The organism is Nocardia africana NBRC 100379, from assembly GCF_001612635.1.
Taxonomy (GTDB): domain Bacteria; phylum Actinomycetota; class Actinomycetes; order Mycobacteriales; family Mycobacteriaceae; genus Nocardia; species Nocardia africana.
Window position 1 is genome coordinate 246416 of the sequence record NZ_BDAV01000014.1, and the last position, 24904, is coordinate 271319.

At 69.9% G+C, this 24904-nt stretch carries 23 protein-coding genes; 7 read left to right on the forward strand and 16 right to left on the reverse strand.

What is annotated here, in order from left to right; genetic code table 11:
• Positions 1-130: 130 nt before the first annotated feature.
• On the reverse strand, positions 131-1126 hold the full coding sequence (locus NA3_RS25960) for a methylenetetrahydrofolate reductase (RefSeq protein WP_084491887.1): 996 nt from the start codon (positions 1124-1126) through the stop codon (positions 131-133).
• A gap of 469 nt (positions 1127-1595) precedes the next feature.
• Between NA3_RS25960 and NA3_RS25965 the strand changes: the two genes are divergently transcribed.
• From NA3_RS25965 to NA3_RS36270, 4 genes are all read left to right on the forward strand, one after another.
• A complete protein-coding gene (locus tag NA3_RS25965; RefSeq protein ID WP_062966370.1) occupies positions 1596-2720 on the forward strand; it encodes a polyprenyl synthetase family protein in 1125 nt (374 codons plus the stop codon).
• Complete coding sequence (gene crtI, locus NA3_RS25970; RefSeq protein WP_062966243.1) at positions 2717-4294, forward strand: phytoene desaturase family protein; 1578 nt, start codon at positions 2717-2719, stop codon at positions 4292-4294. Before NA3_RS25965 ends, crtI begins: the two co-directional genes overlap by 4 nt.
• Positions 4295-4362: 68 nt before the next feature.
• Complete coding sequence (locus NA3_RS25975; protein WP_084491866.1) at positions 4363-5994, forward strand: alpha-(1->6)-mannopyranosyltransferase A; 1632 nt, start codon at positions 4363-4365, stop codon at positions 5992-5994.
• Complete coding sequence (locus NA3_RS36270) at positions 5991-7226, forward strand: phytoene/squalene synthase family protein (RefSeq protein WP_084491867.1); 1236 nt, start codon at positions 5991-5993, stop codon at positions 7224-7226. The genes NA3_RS25975 and NA3_RS36270 overlap by 4 nt, the downstream gene beginning before the upstream one ends.
• Positions 7227-7395: 169 nt before the next feature.
• Here the strand turns inward: NA3_RS36270 and NA3_RS25985 are convergent, their stop codons facing one another.
• Positions 7396-7764, reverse strand: a complete 369-nt coding sequence (locus NA3_RS25985; RefSeq protein ID WP_062966372.1) for an Rv2175c family DNA-binding protein — start codon at positions 7762-7764, stop codon at positions 7396-7398.
• 136 nt (positions 7765-7900) lie between these two features.
• On the opposite strand from NA3_RS25985, the gene pknB reads away from it, so the two are divergent.
• Entirely contained in the window at positions 7901-9877 is a 1977-nt protein-coding gene (pknB, locus tag NA3_RS25990) for a Stk1 family PASTA domain-containing Ser/Thr kinase (protein WP_157126598.1), read from the forward strand.
• A gap of 8 nt (positions 9878-9885) precedes the next feature.
• Here pknB and NA3_RS25995 read toward each other — a convergent pair whose 3' ends face one another.
• The 3 genes from NA3_RS25995 to NA3_RS26005 all read right to left on the reverse strand — a co-directional run bounded on the left by NA3_RS25995 (position 9886) and on the right by NA3_RS26005 (position 12139).
• Positions 9886-10200, reverse strand: a complete 315-nt coding sequence (locus NA3_RS25995) for a hypothetical protein (protein ID WP_128145168.1) — start codon at positions 10198-10200, stop codon at positions 9886-9888.
• A gap of 146 nt (positions 10201-10346) precedes the next feature.
• A complete protein-coding gene (locus NA3_RS26000) occupies positions 10347-10739 on the reverse strand; it encodes a hypothetical protein (RefSeq protein ID WP_062966245.1) in 393 nt (130 codons plus the stop codon).
• Positions 10740-10753: 14 nt separating this feature from the next.
• Positions 10754-12139 (reverse strand): class II 3-deoxy-7-phosphoheptulonate synthase, encoded by a 1386-nt coding sequence (locus NA3_RS26005; RefSeq protein WP_062966246.1) that lies wholly within the window; start codon positions 12137-12139, stop codon positions 10754-10756.
• Positions 12140-12311: 172 nt separating this feature from the next.
• Here NA3_RS26005 and NA3_RS26010 point away from each other — a divergent pair, with 172 nt between their 5' ends.
• Complete coding sequence (locus NA3_RS26010) at positions 12312-12827, forward strand: polyadenylate-specific 3'-exoribonuclease AS (RefSeq protein ID WP_062966247.1); 516 nt, start codon at positions 12312-12314, stop codon at positions 12825-12827.
• Between the two features lie 122 nt (positions 12828-12949).
• Here the strand turns inward: NA3_RS26010 and NA3_RS26015 are convergent, their stop codons facing one another.
• From NA3_RS26015 to NA3_RS26060, 10 genes are all read right to left on the reverse strand, one after another.
• On the reverse strand, positions 12950-13675 hold the full coding sequence (locus tag NA3_RS26015) for a lysophospholipid acyltransferase family protein (protein WP_030514742.1): 726 nt from the start codon (positions 13673-13675) through the stop codon (positions 12950-12952).
• A 325-nt stretch (positions 13676-14000) separates the two neighbouring features.
• Positions 14001-15059 carry an ROK family protein gene (locus NA3_RS26020; protein ID WP_062966248.1) on the reverse strand — a complete coding sequence of 353 codons (1059 nt, stop codon included), beginning with the start codon at positions 15057-15059 and terminating at the stop codon, positions 14001-14003.
• The gene (locus NA3_RS38825) at positions 15056-15739 is read right to left on the reverse strand and encodes a hypothetical protein (RefSeq protein WP_227995305.1); all 684 of its coding nucleotides are present in this window, start codon (positions 15737-15739) and stop codon (positions 15056-15058) included. The genes NA3_RS26020 and NA3_RS38825 overlap by 4 nt, the downstream gene beginning before the upstream one ends.
• On the reverse strand, positions 15736-17037 hold the full coding sequence (locus NA3_RS26030; protein WP_305781565.1) for an ArsA family ATPase: 1302 nt from the start codon (positions 17035-17037) through the stop codon (positions 15736-15738). The genes NA3_RS38825 and NA3_RS26030 overlap by 4 nt, the downstream gene beginning before the upstream one ends.
• Entirely contained in the window at positions 17034-17471 is a 438-nt protein-coding gene (locus NA3_RS26035) for an SRPBCC family protein (RefSeq protein ID WP_062966249.1), read from the reverse strand. Before NA3_RS26035 ends, NA3_RS26030 begins: the two co-directional genes overlap by 4 nt.
• A gap of 23 nt (positions 17472-17494) precedes the next feature.
• A complete protein-coding gene (locus NA3_RS26040; protein WP_062966250.1) occupies positions 17495-17878 on the reverse strand; it encodes a hypothetical protein in 384 nt (127 codons plus the stop codon).
• Between the two features lie 112 nt (positions 17879-17990).
• Positions 17991-19163, reverse strand: a complete 1173-nt coding sequence (locus NA3_RS26045) for a glycosyltransferase family 4 protein (RefSeq protein ID WP_062966251.1) — start codon at positions 19161-19163, stop codon at positions 17991-17993.
• 63 nt (positions 19164-19226) lie between these two features.
• Entirely contained in the window at positions 19227-20228 is a 1002-nt protein-coding gene (locus tag NA3_RS26050) for a hypothetical protein (RefSeq protein ID WP_062966252.1), read from the reverse strand.
• A gap of 53 nt (positions 20229-20281) precedes the next feature.
• Positions 20282-21379, reverse strand: coding sequence for an NlpC/P60 family protein (locus NA3_RS26055; protein ID WP_084491868.1), 1098 nt, complete (start codon positions 21377-21379; stop codon positions 20282-20284).
• 175 nt (positions 21380-21554) lie between these two features.
• The gene (locus tag NA3_RS26060) at positions 21555-22148 is read right to left on the reverse strand and encodes a C40 family peptidase (RefSeq protein WP_062966253.1); all 594 of its coding nucleotides are present in this window, start codon (positions 22146-22148) and stop codon (positions 21555-21557) included.
• Positions 22149-22698: 550 nt separating this feature from the next.
• On the opposite strand from NA3_RS26060, the gene NA3_RS26065 reads away from it, so the two are divergent.
• A complete protein-coding gene (locus NA3_RS26065) occupies positions 22699-24534 on the forward strand; it encodes a DEDD exonuclease domain-containing protein (protein ID WP_084491869.1) in 1836 nt (611 codons plus the stop codon).
• 15 nt (positions 24535-24549) lie between these two features.
• On the opposite strand, the gene NA3_RS26070 is transcribed toward NA3_RS26065, so the two are convergent.
• Positions 24550-24825: an Lrp/AsnC family transcriptional regulator gene (locus NA3_RS26070; RefSeq protein ID WP_036500227.1), complete on the reverse strand. Its 276-nt coding sequence runs from the start codon at positions 24823-24825 to the stop codon at positions 24550-24552.
• Positions 24826-24904: the final 79 nt, after the last annotated feature.

Consider the following 24904-nt stretch of genomic DNA (forward strand, 5'->3'; position numbering starts at 1 on the left):
GCGGAACATCCGCACCAGGTCGGTCCGCCGGGCCGCACAGCATGACTCGGGGACCTCCGCGTCGTCACGGTGCACGAGAGGGTACCGCCGGTCGAGGCGAATGCGCGGCAACTCGCCCGCGAAACGCCGATCAGGCGTTGACGGCCGCCGCCGGAGTCACCGTATAGCCGAGGTTGGTGAGTACCTCGGTGGTCGCCTTGGCGAAGTTCAAGGTGATGAAGTGCAGGCAGGGCGCGCCCTCGTCGATCAGTCGCTGACCGATCTCGGTGGCGATCTCGATGCCCACCGCGCGTACCGCGTTGCGATTGGCCTCCGGATCGGTACCGGCCGCCTGCTCGAGCCGCTGCATGATCCGCGGGGGCAGCGGCCGGCCCGACAGCTCCTCGGCGCGCTGCACGGTGCGCAGCGAGGTGATCGGCATCAGCTCGGGAATGATGGGCTTGGCGCCTTGTTCGGCATCGTAGGCCGCGACCCGATCCCGCAGGCGCAGATAGTGTTCCACGTCGAAGAACATCTGCGTGATCGAATATTCCGCTCCCGCACGCAGTTTCGAGACCAGATAGCGGGTGTCGTGGTCCAGGTCGGGAGAGCGGTAGTGGCCCTGCGGGAACGACGCCACGCCCACGTGGAAGTCGCCGAGCTCGCAGACCATGCGGACCAGTTCCTCGGCGTATTCGACACCGTCGGGATGTTTGCGCCACTCGCCCAGCGGGTCGCCCGGCGGGTCACCCCGCAGTACGAGCATGTTGCGAATGCCGGCATCGGCGTAGCTGCCGACGATGGACCGCAGTTCGGCCACGCTGTGCCCGACCGCGGTCAGATGCGCGACGGTCAGCAGTGTGGTGTCGCGGGCCAGCTGCCCCGTGATGCGCGCGGTGCGGTCGCGGGTGGATCCGCCCGCACCGTAGGTCATCGACACGAACGCCGGATGCATCCGCTCGAACTCACGGGCGGCGCGCCACAGCCGCGCCTCGGCCGCGGCGTCGCGCGGCGGATTGAATTCGACCGAGAACGGGATGGTGCCGTCGGGGCGGCGGCCCAGCTGCCCCACCACGGAGGGAGTTGCGGACGGCGTCCGGGAGGGTCGGCCTGGGGTCGATCGTCCCCGTACGTTGTCGAAACTCACCGGTCCAGTGTAGTAGGACGCCCCCTCCCGACAGGCCGCCCGGCCCGGATCCGCGCCGGTCCAGCCGCCGCTTCGGCTCGGGCCGGAGCCGTGCATCACCGTCGCGGCCGCTGCTCGCCCCGGCGACTCCGGGGCGGCGGTCCACACCCGGCCGCGCGATCTGTTCACCGGCTCCGCCGAGCACCACGACGGTGGCGCACCGACCGGCCTCGATCGCGCCCGTCCGATGCGGTGCGGTGCCGGTCACGTGCCGGCTACGGCGCTGTCGGGCGGCAGAACCGACGCAGTAAGGTTCACGGTGGTCCGGCAGGCGCCGCGACGCGAACCCGTTCGCGATGGCCGGCCGAGGGAATCGGCGGGACCGCCGCAGCCGCCGCCGGCGCCTACGCAGGGTCTCGCCGGCCACATTCTCGGTACGCCCGAGACGCCCCGGCGTACCCGGTATCGGCTCGCCGATACGACGAACTATCTGGAGGTTGCGTTGTCCGTTGGTCCGGCCAGCCCGGCACGTCCGGCGCCGAACGACTCCGCGGCGCTGGTGCGCGCGGTCGAACAGGCGCTGACCGGATTCTTCGCCGGCCGCCGCGAACTGGTCGCCGAACTGGGACCGGTCTTCATCTCCGCGACGGCCGCCCTCGAGGATTTCGTGCTGCGCGGCGGCAAGCGGACCCGGCCGTCGTTCGCCTGGACCGGATGGCTCGGCGCGGGCGGCGATCCGTCCGGTGACCAGGCCGACTCGGTGCTCACCGCGTGCGCGGCCCTGGAACTGGTGCAGGCGTGCGCGCTGATCCACGACGACATCATCGACTCCTCGCGCACCCGGCGCGGCTTCCCGACCGTGCACGTGGACTTCGAAGATCGCCACCGCGACCAGGGCTGGGGTGGCGATTCGGCGCATTTCGGAGTGAGCGTGGCGATCCTCATCGGCGATCTGGCGCTGACCTGGGCCGACGACATGATCGCCGCCGCCGGCTTGGACGCCGCGGCCCGGGCCCGCTTCGCCCCGGTGTGGGCGGCGATGCGCACCGAGGTGATGGGCGGCCAGCTGCTCGACGTACACGGTGAGGCCGGTGCCGACGATTCGGTGGCCGCCGCGCTGCGGATCAACCGGTACAAGACGGCCGCCTACACCGTGGAGCGGCCACTGCACCTGGGCGCCGCGCTGGCCGGGGCCGATCCCGAACTGATCGCCGCCTACCGGGAGTTCGGCACCGATATCGGCATCGCGTTCCAGTTGCGTGACGACCTGCTCGGCGTCTTCGGAGATCCGGCCGTCACCGGCAAACCGTCGGGTGACGACCTGCGAGAGGGTAAACGCACGGTCCTCGTCGCCGAGGCGCTGCGCCGCGCCGACGCCACCGATCCCGCCGCGGCGCGGCTGTTGCGTTCGTCGCTGGGCACCGACCTGGCTCCCGAGCAGGTCACCCGGTTGCGCGAGCTCATCACCGGACTCGGCGCCGTCGACGATGTGGAACGCCGCATCACCGAACTCACCGACCGCGGTCTCGGCGCGCTGGCGGCCAGTTCGGTCACCCCCGAGGCCGGTGACCGGCTGCGCGCGATGGCGCTGGCCGCGACCAGGCGGGTGGCATGAAAACCGTTGCGGGACGGTCGGATCGCATCGTCGTCGTGGGCGCCGGCCTGTCCGGGCTGGCCGCGGCGCTGTATCTGACCGGAGCCGGGCGCCGGGTCACCCTGCTGGAACGCGCCGATCATCCGGGCGGGCGGGTGGGGGTCCGTCGCGGGCCGGACTACGAAATCGACTCCGGGGCAACGGTTCTCACCCTGCCCGGCCTGATCGACGAGACACTGGCCGCGGTCGGCACCGATGCCGCGGCCCACGGACTGCGGATCCACCGCCTCGACCCCGCCTACCGGGCGCGCTTCGCCGACGACAGCGTGATCGGGGTGTATTCGGACCCGGAGCGGATGGCGGCCGAGGTGCGCCGCACCTGCGGAGCCGCGCAGGAACGGGGCTATCTGGACCTGCGGGACTGGCTGGCCCGGATCTACGCCGGCGCCTACGACCAGTTCATGGACACCAATTTCGATTCCCCGCTCGATATGGTCCGCATCCCCGAGAAGCGCGCGGCGCTGTGGGAACTGGTTCGGCTGGGCGCGTTCGGCCGGCTCGGCCCCCGGGTCGAGCGCATCCTGGGAGACCCGAAGCTGGCGCGGCTGTTCACCTTTCAGGCTCTCTACGCCGGGACCGCACCCGCGCAGGCATTGGCCGTCTACGGCGCGATTCCACATATGGACACCTCGCTGGGCGTCTACTTCCCGGTCGGCGGCATGCGGGCGATCACCGCGACGCTGGCGGCCGCGTTCACCGGCGCCGGTGGGCGGCTGGAACTGAACTGCGAGGTCAGCGGTATCGACTATCACGCCGGGCGCGCCCGGCGGGTCCGCGCCGCCGACGGGCGCGGCTTCGACTGCGATGCGGTGGTCGTGACCGCCGACCTGGGCTCGCTGAGCCGCTTCGGCATTCGCCGGCACCGCCCGCTGCGGGCCGCCCCCTCCGCGGTGGTGGCGCACGGCACCATCCCGGCCGACGTGGCGGCGCGATGGCCGATACAGGCCCACCACACCATCGATTTCGGCCGGGCCTGGGAGGAGACCTTCGCCGAAATCGCCGCGCGGCGCGGTCGTGGGCGGCTGATGAGCGATCCGTCGCTGCTGATCACCCGGCCCGCGCTCAGCGATCCCGGCCAGTTCGTCGAACGGCCCACCGGCCGTTACGAACCGCTGTCGGTGCTGGCACCGTGCCCGAATCTCGAAGCCGCGCCACTGGATTGGTCGCGACTGGGGCCGGCTTACCTGGAAGAACTGCTGGCCGTGCTGGAAGAGCGCGGATACCGGGAGATCGCCGGGCATTTCACCGTCGATCACCTCGACACGCCGCAGACGTGGTACGAGCAGGGAATGATCGCCGGAACTCCGTTCTCGGCCGCGCACCTGTTCCGTCAGACCGGACCGTTCCGCACCCGCAACCTCGCCCGCACCCCGGCCAACGTGGTGCTGGCCGGATGCGGCACCACCCCGGGAGTCGGCGTGCCGACCGCCCTGCTCTCGGGAAAACTGGCCGCCGAACGCATTACCGGCGCCTTCCGGCACGCCGACGGCGCCACGGCGCCGACCGGCGCGCTAGGGTTGCCGGCAAACCGTTAAACTGGCCCGCGAACTGACCACTCCCGCGGTTCCGCACCGCACCGACATTCCCGGGGGGAAGACGAACCATGCCGACCCCCGATACGGACACTGCCCCCGCGACAGCGCCGGTGACCAGCACGGTTACCACGGTGCCGGTGACCGTCGTGCCGGTCCCCGAACCGGCCGTGCACACCGCGCGCTGGTGGGTGCGCTGGGCCGGCGACTTCTTCCGCAGCCCCGAGGGCCACGCCGCCCTGCTCGGCTTCTGGGGCGCGGTACTGATCACCTTCGGCGGCTTGGGCGCCGGCGCGGTGCGCCGCAGCGATCCGCTGCTGGAAGCGGCCCACCTGTCCTGGCTGCGATTCGGGCACGGCTACGCGCTGGCCACCATCGTGGTGTGGCTGGGTGTGCTGTCGATGATCATCGCCTGGGTCCGGTTGGGGCGCATCACCATCGGCACCGGCGCCCACCGCGGTCCCGGCAGCACCGTGACGCTGAACGAATTGCGGGCGATCGTCGGCATCTGGATCCTGCCGCTGCTGTTCGCCGTGCCCATGTTCAGCCAGGACGTGTACTCCTATCTGGCGCAGGGCGCGCTGCTGCGCGACGGTTTCGACCCGTACAAGGTCGGGCCGGTGGTGAATCCCGGTGTACTGCTGGACAATGTCAGCCCCGTCTGGACCACCACCACCGCCCCCTACGGCCCGATCTTTTTGCTGATGGGACAGGCCATCACCAGCATCACCGGTGACAACGTGGTGGCCGGCACCATCGCGATGCGCCTGGTCATGCTGCCGGGACTGGCCCTGATGATGTGGGCCGTCCCCCATATGACCAAACACCTCGGCGGTAAGCCGACGGTGGCGCTGTGGCTGGCGGTGCTGAACCCGCTGGTGCTGATCCACCTGATCGGCGGCGTGCACAACGAGATGCTCATGGTCGGCCTGATGGCCGCCGGCATCGCCCTCGTGCTGGAACGCCACCACGCCGCCGGCATCGTGGTCGTCGCGATCGGCGTCGCGATCAAGGCGACCGCCGGGGTGGCGCTGCCGTTCCTGGTGTGGATCTGGATGATTCACGAACGCGAGCGGCGAGCCGCGGAGAACAAGGGGCCGCTGCCGCATCCGATTCGGACCTTCGTCAAGATCGCGGGCCTCGGCGTGTCGGTGTTCGCGGTGGTCTTCGTGGCCGCCTCCGCGGTCGCCGGTGTGGGTATCGGCTGGCTGACGGCGCTGTCGGGATCGAAGAAGATCATCAACTGGCTCTCGCTGCCGACGATCATGGCGCACATGGTGACCTGGGTGACGCCGCTGAATCTCGGCGAGGTGCTGGTGTGGACGCGCGGGCTCTGCGCGCTCGCACTGGTCGCCATCCTGGCGTGGACCTGGTGGCGCTACAAGAGCTCCGAACGCGATGCGGTGATGGGCATTCTCATCGCCTTCGTCGCGATCGTGATCCTGTCCCCCGCGGCCCTGCCCTGGTACTACTCGTGGCCGCTGGCGCTGGCCGCCGGATTCGCCATGTCGACCACCACCCTGATGATCCTGGTAGGGCTGTGCACCTGGTTGATGCTGGTGTTCCAGCCGGGCGGCTCGATCGGCCTCTACAACGTCTGGCACGTCGCGGCGGCCACCTTCGTCGCCGTGGTGGCGGCGCTGTCGCTGCGCAAGGTGGATCCGCTGCGACTGCGCGCCGATTCGGGCAGACCCAAGCAATGACCGGCCGCGGCCCCGATGCCGAACTGGCGGCCGCATACCGGCACTGCAGGGCCATCGCGGCGGAACACGGCCGCACCTATTTCCTGGCCACCCGGCTCCTGTCCCCGCCCCAACAGGCTGCGGTGCATGCGCTCTACGCGTTCGCACGCACCGTCGACGACGTCGTGGATCAGGCCGAAAGCTCCTGTGAGACAACTCTTTCCGGTGCGTCCGACCTGGGGCACCCCGGGGCGGCACGTAACGTCGCCCGCCCCGAGCACACTTGCAGCCGGGCCGCCTCAGATTCCGGAGCGGCCGATCTCACTGCGGCATGGCGGCTGGACCGGATCGAAACGCAACTCCGCCTTGCGCTGGAGAATGCGGGGCTTCTCACCACGGAGCCCGGTACCCTGGCGATGCGCGCCGCAACCACCGGATCTCCCGCGAGCACCATCGCTGACGGCTGCCCACCCACGACGGTCACCACGGCGGCCGCGTCCCTTCCCGCGACATGCGCCGCGATCGACGACCCGGTACTCACCGCACTCGTCGACACCATTGCCCGGTATCGCATCGCGCCCGAACACTTCCGGGTGTTTCTCGACGCCATGCGGATGGATGTGCCGGGGAGCCCGCTGTTCCGGAATCGGTATGCGGATATGGGCGAACTACGGGAGTACATGCGCGGTTCGGCGGCGGCGATCGGACTGCAACTGCTGCCGGTTCTCGGCACGGTGGTACCGGTGGCCGAGGCCGAACCGGCGGCCGCCGCGCTGGGTGAGGCCTTCCAGCTCACCAACTTTCTGCGTGATGTCGCCGAAGATCTCGATCGCGGGCGCGTCTACCTGCCCGGCGACGAACTCGCGGCCTTCGGCGTCGACGCCGGTCTGCTCGCCCACTGCCGGCGCACCGGCCGGACCGATCCCCGAGTCCGCCGCGCCCTGGCGCATCTGATCGCGGTCAACCGCGCGGTCTATCGCACCGCCGCGCCCGGCATCGATCTGCTCCGACCGCGGGTACGCCCCGCCATTCGCACCGCGGCCGTGCTCTACGGCGGAATCCTCGACGAGATCGAGCGCCACGACTATGCCGTATTCGACCGCCGCGCAACGGTTCCCACCTCGCGGCGGCTTCGGGTCGCGATCACCGAATTCGGATCCGGGCTGCGCCGGCCGAGCCATCCGTCCCCGCCCGTCCACACCGCGCTCCCCCGGGCCTTCCGCACAGTACAGCCGAACGCGCCACGCGCCTGACGCCGCACTCGCCGCCCACCACGGACCTCAGGCACCATCGAACGGCCGAAGCCGCCCCTCGGAGCAGGCGCACAGCAAAGCCGTCGTGCAGCACTCGACAGCGCGCCACTCCGCGCCCCGGTCGCCGACCGGCGGCCCGAAGTCACCGGCCCAGGCCGCCTACATCGCCTCAGAACGGTTCGGCGGCGGCCCGGCGGACGACCTCGCGGGCGAGCGGCCCGTGGATGGCGTCGATCGGACGGCCGGGCAGGGTGTCGTCCTCGGCGTACATCCACTCGAGGATTTCCTCGTTCGTATATTTCGCATCACGCATCACCGTGATGAGGCCGGTCAGGGGCTTGACGACCGCGCCCGAAGAATCGAAGAAATCTTCCGGGATACCGGCGATACCACCGCGGCGGATCGCGATCAATTGATGATCGCGCAACATCTGATGCACTCTGGTCACCGCGATGCCGAGTTGTTCGGCCACATCCGGCAACGGGAGCAGGGTCACCGATTCGGGAACGACATCGTCGCTGCAAGGAAATGCACTCACCTGCACAACCGTAGTCCGTCGGCATCCGGATACGGCGTACGCCCGGTTTCGACGGGGGCGTAAGCACGTCATCAGCGACCGTGACGGCGCGCGCCTATACGATCGGGGGTGCCGTCACGGGGGCGGCAACCGCTAGGTGAAATTCGGAGGACAGCAGTTGATCGGCCAGATGCTGGACGGGCGCTACCGCATCGACGCGCCGATCGCGCGCGGTGGGATGTCGATGGTGTTCCGGGGAGTCGACACCCGGCTGGACCGGCCCGTGGCGATCAAGGTGATGGACCCGAAGTTCGCCGGCGACCCGCAGTTCCTGACCCGCTTCGAATTCGAGGCCCGCTCGGTGGCCAAGCTGAAGCACCCCTCGCTCGTGGCGGTCTACGACCAGGGCATCGACGGGGAGTATCCGTTCCTCATCATGGAGCTCGTCGAGGGTGGCACCCTGCGCGAACTCCTGCGCGAGCGCGGTCCGATGCCCCCGCACGCGGTGCGCGCGGTCGCCGAACCGGTGCTGCGCGCGATCGGTGTCGCACACGCGGCCGGACTCGTGCACCGCGACGTCAAACCGGAGAACGTGCTGATCTCGGACGCCGGTGAGGTGAAGATCGCCGACTTCGGCCTGGTGCGGGCGGTGGCCGGCTCGAATCTGACCTCGGCCAGCGTCATCCTCGGCACCGCGGCCTATCTGTCGCCGGAACAGGTCACCGCGGGCAACGCCGACGCCCGCAGCGATGTGTACTCCTTCGGCATCCTGATCTTCGAAATGCTCACCGGCCGTGCGCCGTTCACCGGCGACACCTCGCTGTCGATCGCCTATCAGCGGGTCGAGAAGGACGTGCCGAGCCCGAGCCGGTTCATCGAGGGCGTGCCGCCGGAATTCGACGACCTGGTCGCCCACGCCACCGCCCGCGAGCCCGCGCACCGCTTCGCCGATGCCACCGAAATGGCCGCCGAACTGCATCGCATCGCCACCGTGCTGCATCTGCCCGACTACCGGGTACCGGCACCCAAGGAATCGGCGGAACACCTGTCCGCGCGATACCGCGTCGTGCAGACCCCGCCCGCCGGACCGGCCCCCACGCCGCAGCCGGTCACCGAGGCGACGACCCGGCTCGCGTCCGAGCCGGCCCGCACCCGGGTCATGACCGCGGCCCATCCGATGCCCGATCCCGAACCGGACCGTCCGCACCACCCGCCGGCCCCACCGCATCGGCCGGAATTCGTCCCGGATCGTGGCACGTCCCGGCGCCGGGTCCTGATCTGGGCGGCCGTGGTGGTGGTCCTCGCGCTGCTGCTGGGCATCGGCGGCTGGTGGCTGGGCGTCGGCCGCTATTCGTCGGTGCCGGCGATCGCCGGGATGACCACGGAACAGGCGACCGCGAAGCTGAAGGACGCCGGTTTCGGGACGACCGTGCGCGACAAGGCCTCCGACATCATTCCCGTCGGCGGGGTGGTCGGCACCGATCCCTCCGCCGGGGCGAAGGTGCTGAAGGGGTCGACGGTCGCCGTCCTGGTGTCGAGCGGTCAGCCGCACGTGCCGCAGTTTCAGCCCGGCCAGGACACGAAGACGGTGAACCAGCTCATCCGCGATGCGGGGCTCACCCCCGTCGACGGCGGCGAGAAACCCAGCACCGCCCCGAAAGGGTCGGTGGCGCAACTGGATCCGGCGCCCGGCACGGTGCTGCCGACCGGCGCGCAGGTGAAGGTCTACCGCAGTAAGGGTTCGCAGCCGGTGAAGCTGCCCGACGTGCGCGGCAAGACCGTCGAGGAGGCGAAGGCGGCGCTGCAGAACGCCGGACTCGCCGTCGGCGACACCCGCACCGACTTCGACGCCAGGATCACATCGGGCCAGGTCGCGGGCACCGATCCGGCCGCCGGCACCCAGGTGCTCTCCGGCGCCACGGTGACGCTGATCGTCTCCGATGCCGTCCAGGTTCCCGATGTCACCGGCAAGAACGCCGCCGTGGCCCGCTCCCAACTCGAGGGCATGGGCCTCAAGGTCGTGCTGAACCAGGTGTTCAGCGGTGACCGCGGTACGGTCCGCGTGCAGTCACCGTTCGGCGGTTCGAACGTGGCGCCGGGGTCCACGGTCACCCTGACCGTCCTGCCGTTCTGAATCCGAGTTCAGCCGAGGACGCCGCCCACATCCGCACCGCCGAGCAGTTCGGCCTCGCTGATGCCCAGCCGCTGACTGGCCAGGTCGAGCGCCTGCTGCAGCACCGCGCTGGCGCTGGCGCCCACCACCTGGGAATGTTCGAGCCGGCCGTTGCCGCGCACCACCCGCACCCGGCAGCGCCACGCGATTCCGGCGCGGTCGACCTCCGGACGTTCGATCACGATCGTCACCGGGACGCCGTCGATCTCGAGCACATGTTCGGCGAGGGCGGCGATCGGCCTGCTCGCAGTTTGCAATCCTCTGGCTACCGATGCGCGCTGCATAGCGATCCTCTCCGCACAATTCCCGCACAGCCCGTTGCCGCTGCAGTGTCACGCCTGGAAACCTAGTGCAGGTTTCCGCGTTCAGCAACTGGACAGCTAACTTCTGCGGATCATGTCACGATCGCGTGCTTCCCCGGCGGGTCGGTTCAGCCGACCGCCAGCAACGGGTCACCGGTTTCCGGATCGTTGACCGCCACCACCGCGGCGGTGGTGAACACCTCCACCGGCACCCCGCCGACACTCGGGCTGATGTTGGTGGTGATCTGCGCGGCGGCAGCGACCGGCGCGTAGCCGTGGGCCACGTCGAACCCCCAGGAGATCTCGTAGCCCCAGCAGATGTTGAAGATCAGCAGGCGACTGCCGTCGCGCAGCACGACCTCCGACGGAATCCCGTCGCGGTCGCGATCGCGCAGCAACCGCAGGATGGTGCGATCGGCGTTGCCGATCCGCAGCGCGCTCTGCGCGCTGGCCGGACCTTCCCCACGCGGGCGGCCGTCACCGCGCGAGGGGCCCTCGTCATTGCGAAATACGACGTCCACTCCGGGCCGATCCGTCACCGCAGCATCTCGGCGACCAGGAATGCCAATTCCAAGGACTGCTGGGTGTTGAGGCGTGGATCGCAGGCCGTCTCGTAGCGATCCTCCAGATCCAGATCCGAGATGTCCTGGGCGCCGCCGAGGCATTCTGTGACGTTCTCGCCGGTCAGCTCGATGTGCAGGCCGCCCGGATGGGTGCCCAGGGCGTGGTGCACCTCGAAGAAGCCCTGCACCTCGTCGACGATGCGGTCGAAGTGTCGGGTCTTGTAGCCGGTGGACGATTCGTGGGTGTTGCCGTGCATGGGATCGCACTGCCAGATCACCTGATGTCCGGTGGCCTGCACCTTCTCGATGATCGGCGGCAGCACGTCGCGGACCTTGGTGTTGCTCATCCGCGCGACCAGGGTGAGCCGGCCCGGCTCGTTGGTGGGATCGAGCCGCTCGACGTATTCCACCGCCTGATCCGGCGTGGTGGTCGGGCCGATCTTGATACCGATCGGATTGGCCAGCAGTTCGGCGAAGGCGATATGGGCGCCGTCGAGCTGCCGGGTGCGCTCACCGATCCACAGGAAATGCGCGGACAGGTCGTAGAGCACCGGATCGCCGGCGGCGTTGTGGGACAGCCGCAGCATCGCCCGCTCGTAGTCGAGGACCAGCGCCTCGTGGCTGCAGTAGATCTTCGCCGACTGCAGACTGGGATCCTGCACCCGGCAGGCGTTCATGAACGCCAGGCCGCGGTCGATCTCGGAGGCCATCTGCTCGTAGCGGGCACCGGCCGGCGACTGCGCGACGAAGTCGCGGTTCCAGTCGTGCACCTTGTGCAGATCGGCCATTCCGGCGCCGGTGAGCGCGCGCACCAGGTTCATCGCGGCGCTGGCGTTGGCGTAGGCGCGCACCAGCCGCGAGGGGTCGTGTTCGCGCTGGGCGGCGTCGGCGACGAGGGCGTTGACCATGTCGCCGCGATAGGACTTGAGGCCGAGCGCGTCGACGTCGGCCGAGCGGGGTTTGGCGTACTGGCCGGCGATCCGGGCGACCTTCACCACCGGCAGGCTCGCGCCGTAGGTCAGCACCACCGCCATCTGCAGCAGGGTACGGATGTTGCCCCGGATGTGCGGCTCGGTGTTGTCGGCGAAGGTTTCCGCGCAGTCGCCGCCCTGCATCAGGAAGGCTTCGCCGCGGGCGACCTCGGCCAGCTGCAGGCGCAACTCCTCGACCTCGGCGGGCACGCACAGCGGCGGCACACTCTCGAGGACGGTGCGCATGGTGGCGGCCTGCTCGGGATCCCACGACGGCTGCTGCAGGGCGGGGCGGGCGAGGGCGGCGTCGAGTCGCCGACGGAGCTCGGCAGGCAACGGTGGCAGTTCCGGCAAGCGATCGATCGGTACGTCGACGGTCCAGTTCACCAGATCAGAATACGGACCTTCCGCAATCGCGGGGTAACCCGGAGGGTAGGGGGCCGATGAATACGTCCGCGCGGGCGGGGCCGTAACCTCGAGCGCGGGGCCGGGTCGGGCGGTTCGGCCGAGATATCACCGCGAGCGCCGGTGTACGCCGAATCGGAAAGGGCACGACCGCGTGAAATATTTTTATGACTGCGAATTCATCGAGGACGGGGTGACGATCGATCTGATTTCGATCGGCGTGGTCTGCGAGGACGGTCGGGAATATTACGCGGTCTCAACGGAATTCGACCCCGAGCGAGCCGGGCAGTGGGTGCGTCGCAATGTCCTGCCGAAACTCCCCTCCCCCTCCTCGCCGCTGTGGCGCAGCCGTCAGCGCATTCGCGACGACCTCTATCAATTCCTGGTACCGCGGCCGACCGTGCGTCCGGAATTGTGGGCGTGGGTGGGGGCCTACGACCATGTGGCGTTCTGCCAGCTGTGGGGTTCGATGGTGGATCTGCCGGCGGCGCTGCCGCGCTACACCAACGAACTGCGCCAGCACTGGGATCACCACGGCCGGCCGGAGTTGCCGCCGGTGCCGGCCGACGCGCACGACGCGCTGGCCGACGCGCGGCACAATCTCGCCAAGTACGAGGCCATCGAGGCGTTCCGCCGCAGCGGCGCGATCACCGGAATCGATCGGCGGTAAGCGGCCCGGGCGCGGCGCTGTGGTGGCGACGCGGTCGCGACTCGCTCGCGGCAATTCTCGTGCCGAGACGAGTCGGCCCCCGGACGGTTGTCCGGGGGCCGAGAACGTAGAGAGGGCGACAGTCAGCTCGCCAGGGTCTCCGGGATTCGCTCGGCCTCGGGACGACTGCCCGAGGGCACGCCCTTCTTGAGGCTGGCGGCGTAGACGTCGACGTACTCCTGACCCGACATCCGCATCAGCTCGTACATGATCTCGTCGGTGACGGCCCGCTCGACGAAGCGGTTACCGCCCATGCCCTCGTAGCGGGAGAAGTCGATCGGCGCACCGAATTTCACGGTGACGCGGCGACGGCGCCACCGGAACGGTCCGGGAGGGCACACCTCGTCGGTCCCGATCAGTGCCACCGGGATCACCGGCACACCGGTCTCCAGGGCGAGGCGTGCCACACCGGTCTTGCCCTTGTACAGGCGACCGTCGGGCGAGCGGGTGCCTTCCGGGTACAGACCCACCATGCGACCCTCGCTCAGCAGTTTGCGAGCGGTGTTGAGCGCGTCCTCGGCGGCGCTGGCGCCGCTGCGGTCGATCGGATACTGGCCGGTGCCGGAGAAGAAGAACTTCTGCAGCCGGCCCTTGAGTCCGGGCGTGGTGAAGTATTCGGCCTTGGCCAGATAGGTGATGCGACGCGGGCTCAGCAACGGGGTGAACAACCAGTCGGTGAACGACAGATGATTGCCGGCGAGGATGACTGCTCCGTCGGCGGGAATATTCTCCACGCCCTCGACCTTCGGCCGGTTGTAGATGTGCATGAAGGGCCCGACCAGCACGAATTTGAGCAGCCAGTAGAACATTGCGTCCTTTCCCCTGTGATTGTCGAACGGGACCGGCCTCGTCGCAGGCACCTCCGTCGGAAACGACTCTACCGTCGCCGACCTGCTGCGACCAACCCCACACGAGGTATTTCACATGCCGGCAATCACATCGGTGAAATCGGGTACACGTGAGGCGCTTCAGTGCGCGAAAACCGACCGAGCGTCGAAGAATCGGCGAGATGTGCGACGCCGCGGATCGTTTGCCCCCACGCCTCGGCCGCCCGCCGGACGACGACGAGAGTGGCCGATTCGTTTCCCGCCGCGCGACATCGCCCTCGGCAAGCGCCTTCGAGAACCAGGACGACTATTCGCGGCCCGCGGCGGATCGGGCTCGCCGCACGGCCGCCGACTCGGCGCCGCGGCTGTTCCGCGCAAGCCCCTCGGTAGCCCCCGTCTCGAGCGCCGTGCGCGCGAGTTCGGCCGCGCCGATCATCCCCGCCGCCTCACCCAGTTGCGTGGTGCGGATGCGAGCCAGGGGGCGATGACGGCCGCCGGTGATGGCGGCGGCGTAATGTTCGCGCGCGTCGTCGAGGAACAGCGGCGCCGATGAGCTCACCCCACCCGCGATGACGATCAGATCGGGGTCGAAGATGTCGCTGACGAAGGCCAGGCCCAGCCCGAGCCAGCGGGCGAAATCGGCCATCACGTGCAGCGCCACCGGATCACCGTCGTGGGCCGCGCCCGCGACCCGGCGCCCGGTCAGCGATCCCGGATCACCGACCACCTCCCGCGCCAGGATCGTCGAGGGCATCGGATCGGTGGCCAGCATCTCGATCGCGGTGTCGACCAGGGCCGTACCGCTGCAGTAGCGCTCCCAGCAGCCGCGTTTGCCGCACGGGCAGATCCGGCCGTGCGGCACCACCTGCAGATGGCCCAATTCCGGTGCGACACCGTAACTTCCGCGATACAGCCGCCCCTCGACCAGCAGCGCCGCGCCGATTCCGGTACCGATGGCGACCAGCACGCCGTTGTGCGCGCCCGCGGCCGCGCCGAACCGGTATTCGGCCCACATCGCGGCATTGGCATCGTGTTCGAGGATCACCGGCAACTCGAGCCTGCGGCCGAGCCGGCCGGCGACCGCGGTGTCCTCCCACGGCAGATGCGGTGCGAAGCGCACCGAGGAGCGGGATTCGTCGACGAATCCGGCGACCGCCAGCCCGACCGCGCCGATGTCGTGGCGCGCGCACAGTTCCCGGACCGCGCGGTCGAGGCCGTCCTCGAGTGCGTGCGACGAATGCGGCGTGGGCGCCTGGACGGTGTCGAGAACCTCTCCGTCCCCGTCGACGACCGACGCCCGGATATTCGTCCCGCCGACATCGATGCCGACGGTGAGCGGGGCCTCTCGTCCGACCCTGGTGGTCATTTCTTGATCCGCACCGAGATGGGAACGTATCCGGGTCGCTCGACCGAATCCCGCCCCCGCCCAGCACGTTCGGCCGCGCGCCGGCCACCCCGCCGCGTCGTGCTCTGCTGCTCGCCGGGCGCCGGCTTCGCCCCCGGGGCCGCCTCCGCAGCGCCGGCGCGGCCGTTCCCGGGCACATCTCGGCGAACGCCTTTCGCGCGGCGGTCCGCTCCGCTACCACTGCCGCCCGCTTCGGCTCCGGGCCCACTGCCGCCCGCTCCGGCACCGGCGTCGGACGGATCTCCGGCCGCCCCGCCCGCGATCCACCCGTCGTGCTCCGTGCGCTCCGAGCTGGGATCGGCGCCGACTTCCGTTGCCGCGGAATCATATTCGCCGGATTCGTCGTCGACGTCCGGAACGTCGTCCGGGAGTAGCGGTTCGACCGGTACTCCGGCCAGTGCCTCGCGCAGCACGGTCACGATCGCGGTGCCGTGGTCGGCGACCGCGGCGACGACCTCGTGGTGTTCGCCGCGGACCAGTGCCGCGGCCGCACAGACGGGACACCAGCTGCAGCTGTCCCATTCGCGGCCGTCGGCGGCCGCGCGACGCAGGGCGGGTTCGAGACGTTCGAGCAGGGTCTCGGCGAGGGCGCGCAGTTCCTGGGCGAATTCGCCGAAACTGTCGTCGTGGGCGTGGGTCATTGCGGCCAGACCCCCGGGTCGGGCCGGAAACGCACGATCAGCTGCTCACCGTCGAGTTCGGCGCCCTCGACCGTGCACCGCCGCAATACCGGCGCCAGTCGTAGCCGCCGCCGGACCCCGTCCGCTCCCACGATCACATCGTCCTCCACTCGTCCCAGTCGCAGCGTGCCCGGGTCGACCACCGGCAGACGCATCCGCAGCGTGAATACCGAATCCAGCCCGGTGCCCGACTCCCACCGCACCTCCGGCTCCCCCGCCGCGGTACCCGGCTCCGGCGTCGTGTCGCCCAGCATAGGGTCTGGCTCGGCGGTCGGCCGGTTGCCACGAACGGGCAATGCCTGTGCCAGCGCCGCCAACGCCTGCGGGCCGACCGGTTCCGGACCGCTGTGATGGGCGATCACCACCGGCACATCCGGCATCCGGCGGCGCAGGTCCGCGATCACGTCGAGTTGTTCCGCGCGCCGCTGCAGATACCACTGCACCGCGGGGTGAGCGCCACCGTCGGCCGGCGGCACCGGCGGCAGCACTTTGTTCACCACCACTGCGTTCAGACGCATACCCAGAAGCGCCGCCGCCGAACGCACCCGCGCGGATTCGGCCAGTGCGACCCGTTCGGCGCCGGTGATCAGCCGGGCCCCGGTGCGTTGTGGATCGGCCAGCAGATCACGAATCGCCGTGACCGCGGCCGCGATCCGCTCCACCGTCGCCGCCAGCACCGCGCGCCGCATATCCGGGCCGGTCGCGCTCATCACCCGGGCATGGGTGGGCCAGATCCGCTCGAGGTAGCCGAGCAGGGTGTCGGGTGCGGTGACGATGCGCAACATATCCGCCGAGGGCGGGCAGTCCACGATGATCAGATCCCAGTCGTCCTCGTTCGCGAACTGCGCGATCTCGGTCAATGCCAGCAGTTCCTGCACACCGGGCAGCCCGGTCAGCTCGGCCGGATCGAGCGCGGCGAGGTCGATGCCGTGATCGTGGCCCGCGCCGGACAGCATCCGCGCGACATCACGGAACCGATCCTCCAGCAGCGCAAGCGAATCGATCTCGATGACGTCGAATCCGGGGGCGACGGTCACCACCCCGGCAACCGTGCCGGGATCGTGAGAGAAGCGGAAACCCAATGCGTCGCCGAGCGAATGGGCCTGATCCACCGAGGCGACCAGCACCCGCTGTCCGGCCTGCACCGCGGCGATGGCCGCCGCACAGGCGAGCGTGGTCTTACCGACTCCGCCCTTGCCGATGAACAGTTCGAGACGGGTCGTGACGGCACCACGACCGCGCCGCGGAGGCCGGGTCAGCCTTCGACCCGTTTCTTGAGTTCCTTGAGGGCCGTATCGGTGATCACCTTCTCGGCCTTGCGTTTGAACATCCCGATCATCGGGATGGTGAGGTCCACGGTCAGCTCGTACACCACCTGGGTGGTGCCGTCGGGCTGGTCGATGAGCTCGTAGGTGCCGTCCTGCGCCTTCTGCAGTTCGCCGCTGACCAGTCGCCAGCTCACCGCGCGGCCGTCGTCCCGCCAGGTGTAGGACAGCACATAGGTGTCCTTGACGACGCCGGCGTCCAGCACGAATTTCGCCGTGCGGGCCCGTCCGTCGGGGAAGGTCTCCAGTACGTCCACCGATCGTGCCGCCGACACCCATTCCGGATACGACTGCAGATCGGCGATGACGGCCATCACCCGATCCGAGGGGGCATCGATGGTGATCGACCTCTGGGTCCGGTCGGCCATGACTGACAGCGTTTCCTTTCGACCTAGCGTGACGGCGCCACACCGGCCGGACGGCCGGCCTCCAGCCGCGATTTCACCTCGAACGACATCTTCTTGCCGGCTACCCGCCGGGAACGGTTGGCGGCCATCAGTGTTCGGGGCGAGAGTGCGTCCGCGCCCGGCGGTTCGGCGTGCAGGAAGTAGTGCAGGATCACGCCGTCCAGCGACGGCTCCAGCCAGACCTCCATGGTGCCGGTCAGCGCTCCGCTGACCGACCAGCGAATTCCCTTGTCACCCCGGTCTTCTCGCACCTCGAGGGTGAGGTCGGGCCACCAGCGGCGCCACCGCGACCGATCGGCCAGAACCTCGGCGACCGCGGCGCCGGGCGCGGCGACGAAGGTCTGGTCGGCCACCTGGATACTGCTCACGGCTGTGGCTCGCTGCTGCGCTCGCTCATGAGGCCCGAGCCTACTGGGTCGGAGGCCGGAGGCGGTAACGCAGTGCCGAGCACACGCGACCCGTCGCCCCGCGCGGTCGGACTCACCGGACGTTGCCGTCGGAGCCCACGACGCCGGACTGTGCGCCGGGATCGAGCAGACTGCGCAGCCGGCCGCCCAGCACATCCCAGCGCCACTGGTCGGCGACCCATTCGCGGCCGGCAGCACCCATCCGCGCCGCGGCATCGGGGTCGGACAGGATGTCGACGACCGCCGCGGCGACGGCTCGTTCGTCGCGCCCGTCGACCACCGTGCCGGTGCGGCCCTCGAGCACGGTTTCCGGTGCGCCACCGGAATTTCCGGCCACCACGGGCACACCGGTCGCCGATGCCTCCAGATAGACGATGCCGAGACCTTCCACGTCGAGCCCGGCGCCGCGGGTGCGCGAGGGCATCGCGAAGACGTCCGCGATCGTGTGATGGGCGGCCAGTTCGGCGGCGGGGACGCGACCGGTGAACACCACGTCGGCCTCCAGGTCCAGCGAACGCACCAGCGCGCGCAGCTTCTCCTCGTACGGCCCCCCGCCCGCGATGACGAGCACCGCGCCGTCGATGCGGCGGCGGATCTCGCGCATCGCCAGGATCAGCATGTCCTGGCCCTTGCGCGGGACCAGCCGCGACAGGCACAGCACCGTGGGCCGTTCGCCCAGGCCGTACCGGGCGCGCAGTTCCGCCCGCGCGGCGGGATCGGGACGGAAGACGGTGCTGTCCACACCCGGCGGCAGATATTCCAGGGCCGCCCGGGCGCCGAATGCCGCGGCGAAGCGCCGGCGGGTGTATTTGCTGACGTAGGTGACGACATCGGTGTGGTCGCCGATCACGCGCAGCACCTGACGGGCGCCCGGCAGCATGGACCAGCCCACCTCGTGGCCGTGGGTGCTGGCGAGGATTCGCTCCGCTCCGAAGCGGCGCAGCGCCGGCGACATCAGGGCCAGTGGCGCGGCGGCACCGAACCAGACGGTGTCGCATCCTTCGTCGCGTAGCAATTTCGCGGCGCGCCGCAGCACAAGCGGAGTCGGCAGCATCAGTGTGGTCGGGTGGCGCACCACCGGGAACGGCTGCTGGGCGTCGAACCGCAGATGAGAGTCGCCGCGCCAGCGGGGCGCGTAGACCACGAGGTCCTCCGGCGGCATCCGCAGCGCGAGCGAATGAACATACGACTGGATACCGCCCGGCCGGGGCGGAAAGTCGTTGGTGATCAACAGCGTGCGGCCCATGGGGGCGAGTCTATGGGTGTGGCCGCGACGTCCGGCGCTATGGGTGTGGCCGCGGCCGGGTGCTCAGGCTGCGACGCGAGCCTTGATCCAGTCGCGCCAGGCGGAGACGAATTCGGTGTGGCCGAGACCCAGGGTCTCGCGCAGGCCTCGGTCCAGCGCGGCTGCGTCCTGCGGGCCGGTGGCCAGCCGGTGGTAGAGCGCGACGAGTTTCGGCTCCCCGAACCGATCGGCGACGAACGCGTGGGCCGACCAGGCCTGTTCGTAGGCGAGGGCGGCATCGGCGCCCGGGCCCGGTATGAACGCGGCATCGGCGGGCAGGTCCGCGGGCAGATCACCGGAGCGGGCGCGGGTGGTGACGGTCGGTGCCACCTGGGCGAAGCGCTGCTGGTCCCCACGGTGGCCGCAGTATTCGGCGAACCCTTCCAGCACCCACTGCGGGGAGCCGTCGACGGTCCCGGCCCGGGCGGCGACGTGGGTGAGTTCGTGGCGCAGGGTTTCGCGCAGACCGTCCGGGCCGAGCCGGCGCCCGGCATCGGGCGAGAAAACGATCCGCTGACCGGTCGGCCGGGTGCCGGGCACGAACGGATCCGAGACCGAGGCCGCGGCGACCTCGTCGGACACCGGGCCGGTGGCGTGAGTCAGCGCCGCGAATTCCGAACCGCTCGACGCGACGGCGACCACGGCTTCGTGGGCCCAGTCGGTACCCCACACCTGGGAGACCGCGGTGACCGCCGGTCCCACCTCGCGGGCGAGCTGGTCGACGTCGCCGCGCTGGTGCGGATGGCCCAGCACCACCGACAGTTTGCCGTCGTCACCCGAAACCTGTTGCGCGACAACGGGTCCGTACGAACTCATGATGCGACGCAACTCGGGCAGCTGCGGATCGGCGTGCGCCGGCGCGGAATCGGATTCCGCGGCGGCGGGCACGGTGTGCAGGCCGGTCTTCGGCAGCACGAGGAGTGCGCCGCCGGCCGCGGTCAGAGCCACTACGACGGCGAGGGTGGCGACGAACTCGAAGCGCCCGCGATGCGCCAGCCATGTCCGGACCCGCAACAATCCGCTCATACGACACGATCCTCACGTCGGTGTGATGACTCGCCGCCAGATTCTCGCAGTGTTTACGGCATTCCGATCCAGTATCGGCGCGCGGAATGGAAGGGCGTATTGCCCATCGGCGCCACCGCGACGGGCACACCGAAGGTGGAGGCGTGCAGAATCATGCCATTACCGGCGTAGATGCCGACATGCGAGGCGTCCGAGTAGAAGAACACCACGTCGCCGGGCTGCAACGAGTCCCGCGACACCGGCGTGCCGACCGTGGCCTGCGCCTGACTGGTGCGCGGCAGATCGATACCCACGTGATGGAACGCCCACTGCACCAGACCGGAGCAGTCGAACTGATCGGGGCCGGTCGCACCCCAGACATACGGGTCGCCGACGCGGGTCAATCCCGCGGCCAGCGCACTGGTTCCGCTGCCCGGAACCAGACCGCGCAACAGGGTGTCCCGGTCGAACCCGGGCGGGAACAACGATCCGGCGAGGGTGGATTTCTCTCCGGCCGAGAGCGCACCCCAGGCCTGGATGACCTGGGCCATCGCGCCCTGCAGATCGGCACGCTTGTGTTCGAGGTCCGCGCGCACCTGATCGGCCTTCTGCGCGGCGGCCTGCGCGGCGTCGGAGGCGGATTTGGCCGCGGTTTCGGCGGCGGTGGCCGAATCGGTGGCCTTGGAGAACTGCGCCAGCTGGTCGGCGGTCTGCGTGGAGAGCACGTCCAGCGTCGACATCTGGTCGAGCAGCTGCTGCGGGGAATCGGAGACCAGTACCGAGAACAGCCGGTTGGTCCGGGCGCCCTGATAGGCGGCGATCGCGGTCCGGTCCACGGCCGGTTGATATTTGCGCACCTCGGCCTTGGCGGCATCGAGGGCCTGGGTCGCGGTCGCGAGTTTGGCATCGGCGTCGCGGGCCACGCCCTGTTTGGCTTCCAGATCGCCCTGGGCGGCCAGCGCCTGCTGATTGAGCTGCTCCGACTGATGCGACAACTCGATGAGCCGCTGCACCGCGTCACCGGCGGTGGCCGGTTGTTCCGCGGGCGCCGGATCGGCCGTCGCCAGGCCACCGGAGGACGCTCCGAACACGAGCGCGCCCACCGCCAGTGAGCCGCCGACCAGGCGTCTGGTTCTGTTGTTGCGTTGCGCGTTGCCCTTGTGCGCTGTCACGGCCTGCCGTGCCCCGTTCTCTCGTCCCGAGCTGGAAACCACGAAGGTCTCGATAAGGTTACGGAACGGCGACCGTCCATGTCCAGCAGAGCACGAAACGATCACGCCGTAACGCCCGAATGCCCGGATCGGCGGTCCGAACTGTACGGAATGCGCCGATCCGGGCGGGGGTGAATCAGTAGCGGCGAGCGCCCGCCACCGGCATCGAGGAGATCGGGGCGACCTTCACCGGCTCGCCCTCGGTCGAGGCGTGCACCACGTTGCCGTCGCCGACGTAGAGCGCGGAGTGGCTGCCGCCGTAGAAGGACACCACGTCACCGGGCTCCAGCGCGTCGAGCGAGACGGGGGTGCCCTCGGAGAGCTGTTCGTAGCTCGTGCGCGGCAGTTCGCGACCGGCCTGCTCGTAGGACCACTTCACCAGGCCCGAGCAGTCGAAGGCGTTCGGGCCGGCGGCGCCGTACGAGTAGGGGGCGCCGACCTTGGACAGGGCGGCATCGGCCGCGCGCCGGCCGACGGTCTGCTGCGGCGCGAAAGGCGCGGGAGCGATGCCCGGGATCTGGATGCCCGGCGGGACGGCGCCCGGCGGAACCGCGCCGAGGACCTGATCGGGAACATCGAAGGTGCCGACGCCCGGTACGTCGACCGGCGCGGCCGCGGCGGTGGTCGCCGGGAGCAGCAGAGCGCTGAGGGTTGCTGCGCCAACGGCTCCGGCCGCAACGGCCCGGCGGGCGGTACGAGGCAGCCCCTGAACCTGTCGCTTGATCGCCATGATGCGGTACTCCTCATCTGCCCCACGACGCCGCACCCGGTGGTGCGTCGGACTCCGTGAGGTCTCGAAAAGGTTACGAGGACATAACGGTGCGTTGTAAAGCCCCGACGCTTCGAGGCGGGTTCGGGTAGGAGCTCCCGCTCGACAGTCTGCGAGATAGCTCACAGTAATCACGAAACGATAACGACGGCGGTTGCCGATCGCGTTTGCCCAGGTGCGACTCACCCCGCAATCGGGCGCGCCGACACCGGAGCCGCGAGGCGCCCGAGAGAGGAAACCGCAAGTAGCCCAGAGCATGCCGGCCGAAAACCAACCGAACAGTCCGCAGGTTTGATGATCAACACCGGGCAGTCAAGCCCTACGTCGTCGTCGCCGCCGCGAACGTCGCCGGTTCGCCGCTATTCATAGCTATACCGAATTACCGTGACCCTGGTCACTTTTCGGCATACTCGTGCAATCCGAACCTCGCAGGGCGCAAAGCTCGCGCCGGCTCGGCCGCCGGCGGGCGTCCGGACCGATCCTGTCGGACCCTGCGCCTACGCTGCTCGCCGTGCCCTCCCCCGTTCCGCGACCGGCCCAGCTGGCCCTCGAACTCCCAGGTCACGGCGGTGACGAGCCCGAGATCGCACTCCGAGACGTCACCTTCGTGGTGGTGGACCTCGAGACCACCGGAACCCGGCCCGACGGGGACGCCATCACCGAAATAGGCGCGGTGAAGGTGCGCGGCGGCGAAGTACTCGGCGAATTCGCGACCCTGGTCGATCCCGGCTGCGCGATTCCCCCGCAGATCGTGCAGGTCACCGGCATCACCACCGCGATGGTCCTGCAGGCTCCGCGGATCGAGTCGGTGCTGCCCGGATTTCTCGAATTCGCGTCGGGCGCAGTGCTCGTCGCCCACAACGCCCGCTTCGACATGTCCTTCCTGAAGGCGGCGGCCCAGCGCTGCGACACCGCGTGGCCGGCCTTCCAGGTGCTGTGCACGGTGCAGCTGGCGCGGCGCATTCTCGATCGGGACGAGGCGCCGACGGTGCGGCTCTCGGCGCTGGCTCAGCTGCTCGGCGCCTCCACCCGGCCCACGCACCGCGCCCTCGACGACGCGCGCGCCACCGTCGACGTCCTGCACGCGCTGTTCGAGCGGGTGGGCAATCTCGGTGTCCAGACCCTGCCCGAATTGCTGGACTATCTGCCCGAGGTCACCCGCCGCCAGCGCTCCAAACGCATCCTCGCCGCCGATCTGCCCGCCGCACCGGGGGTCTATCTGTTCCGAGGGCCCTCGGACGAGGTCCTCTATATAGGGACGGCGGTGAATCTGCGCCGGCGCGTGCGCACTTACTTCACCGGCTCCGAAACCCGCACGCGCATGCGGGAAATGGTCATGCTCGCCACCCGGGTCGATCACGTCCGCTGCGCACACGGACTGGAAGCGGGGGTGCGCGAGCTGCGCCTGCTGGTGGCGCACACCCCGCCCTACAATCGGCGCTCGAAATTTCCCAAGCGCGCATGGTGGCTGACCATGACCGACGAGCCCTTCCCGCGATTCGCGGTGAGCCGCACGCCCACCGCGGATGCCTTGGGGCCCTTCACTTCTCGCACCGACGCCACCGAGGTGGCCTCGACCCTCGCGGAATACAGCGGCCTGCGCACCTGCACGACGCGGATCCCCCGCGGCGGTGTGCACGGCGGCGACTGCCCGCCCGCGGCCGTGGGCGGCTGCCCGGCGGCGATCTTCGGCGAACGGGTGCCGGCCGCACAGTACGCGGCCGCGCCCCGCGCGGTGCGGGATCTGTTCATCGGCCGCGACGACGCACCTCTGCGCGCGATCGCCGCCCGCATCGACGAGTACGTCGCCGCCGAGCATTTCGAGGCGGCCGCGCGGTTGCGTGATCGGACCTGCGCGGTGGTGCGGGCGCTACGCCGCACACAGCGCCTGGCCGCCCTCGCCCGGATCGCCGAGCTGATCGCGGCCCGCCCTGACGGCAGCGGCGGCTGGGAATTCGCGGTGATCCGCTACGGTCGCCTCGCCGCCGCCGGAACCGCCGCGCGCGGTATCCCGCCGATGCCGGTGGTCGAGAGCCTGGTCGCCGCGGCCGAGACGGTCCGCCCCACCACAGTCACTTCGGGCCCGTCGCCGGAGCCGCGCATCCCGACCGGAACGGATGATCTGCACGATCCCGACCACCCGGCGCTGCGCGGTGCCCCGCCCGAGGAGACGGGCGTGATCGCCCGCTGGCTCGAGCAACCCGGAACCCGCATCGTCCGCACCAGCGACGGCTACCGGGAACCACGGCTGGGCGCGGGTCCCTGGCTCGCCTGGGTCGAACGCGCCGAGGCGGCCACCCGCGCGGAATCGGCCGCGAGCGAATACCTCACGCGTACCAGCGCCTAGCGGCCCCGCCGGCATTCACTCCCCCAGCGAGAACCCCGCCTCCACATCCGCACTCGAATACGACTTGAAGGCGATATGGGTCGTCGTGCGCAGGACGCCGGCGGTCTTGTTCACCCGGCCGGTCACCACCTCGGCGATCTGTTCGTGATCGCGCACCCGCACCACCGCGATCAGGTCGACGTCTCCCGCGCACGAGTAGACCTCGGCGACGCCGTCGAGATCGGCCAGTGCCTGCGCGGTTTCGGGAATCCGGGCCGCCTCGGCGTGGATCAGAACGATCGCGGTAATCATGAGCGCGAGTCTAATTGCGCACCGGCCCCGCCCCCGCAGCGCGGCCGTACCGGCGGCCGGACGAGCGATGGGCCCGGAC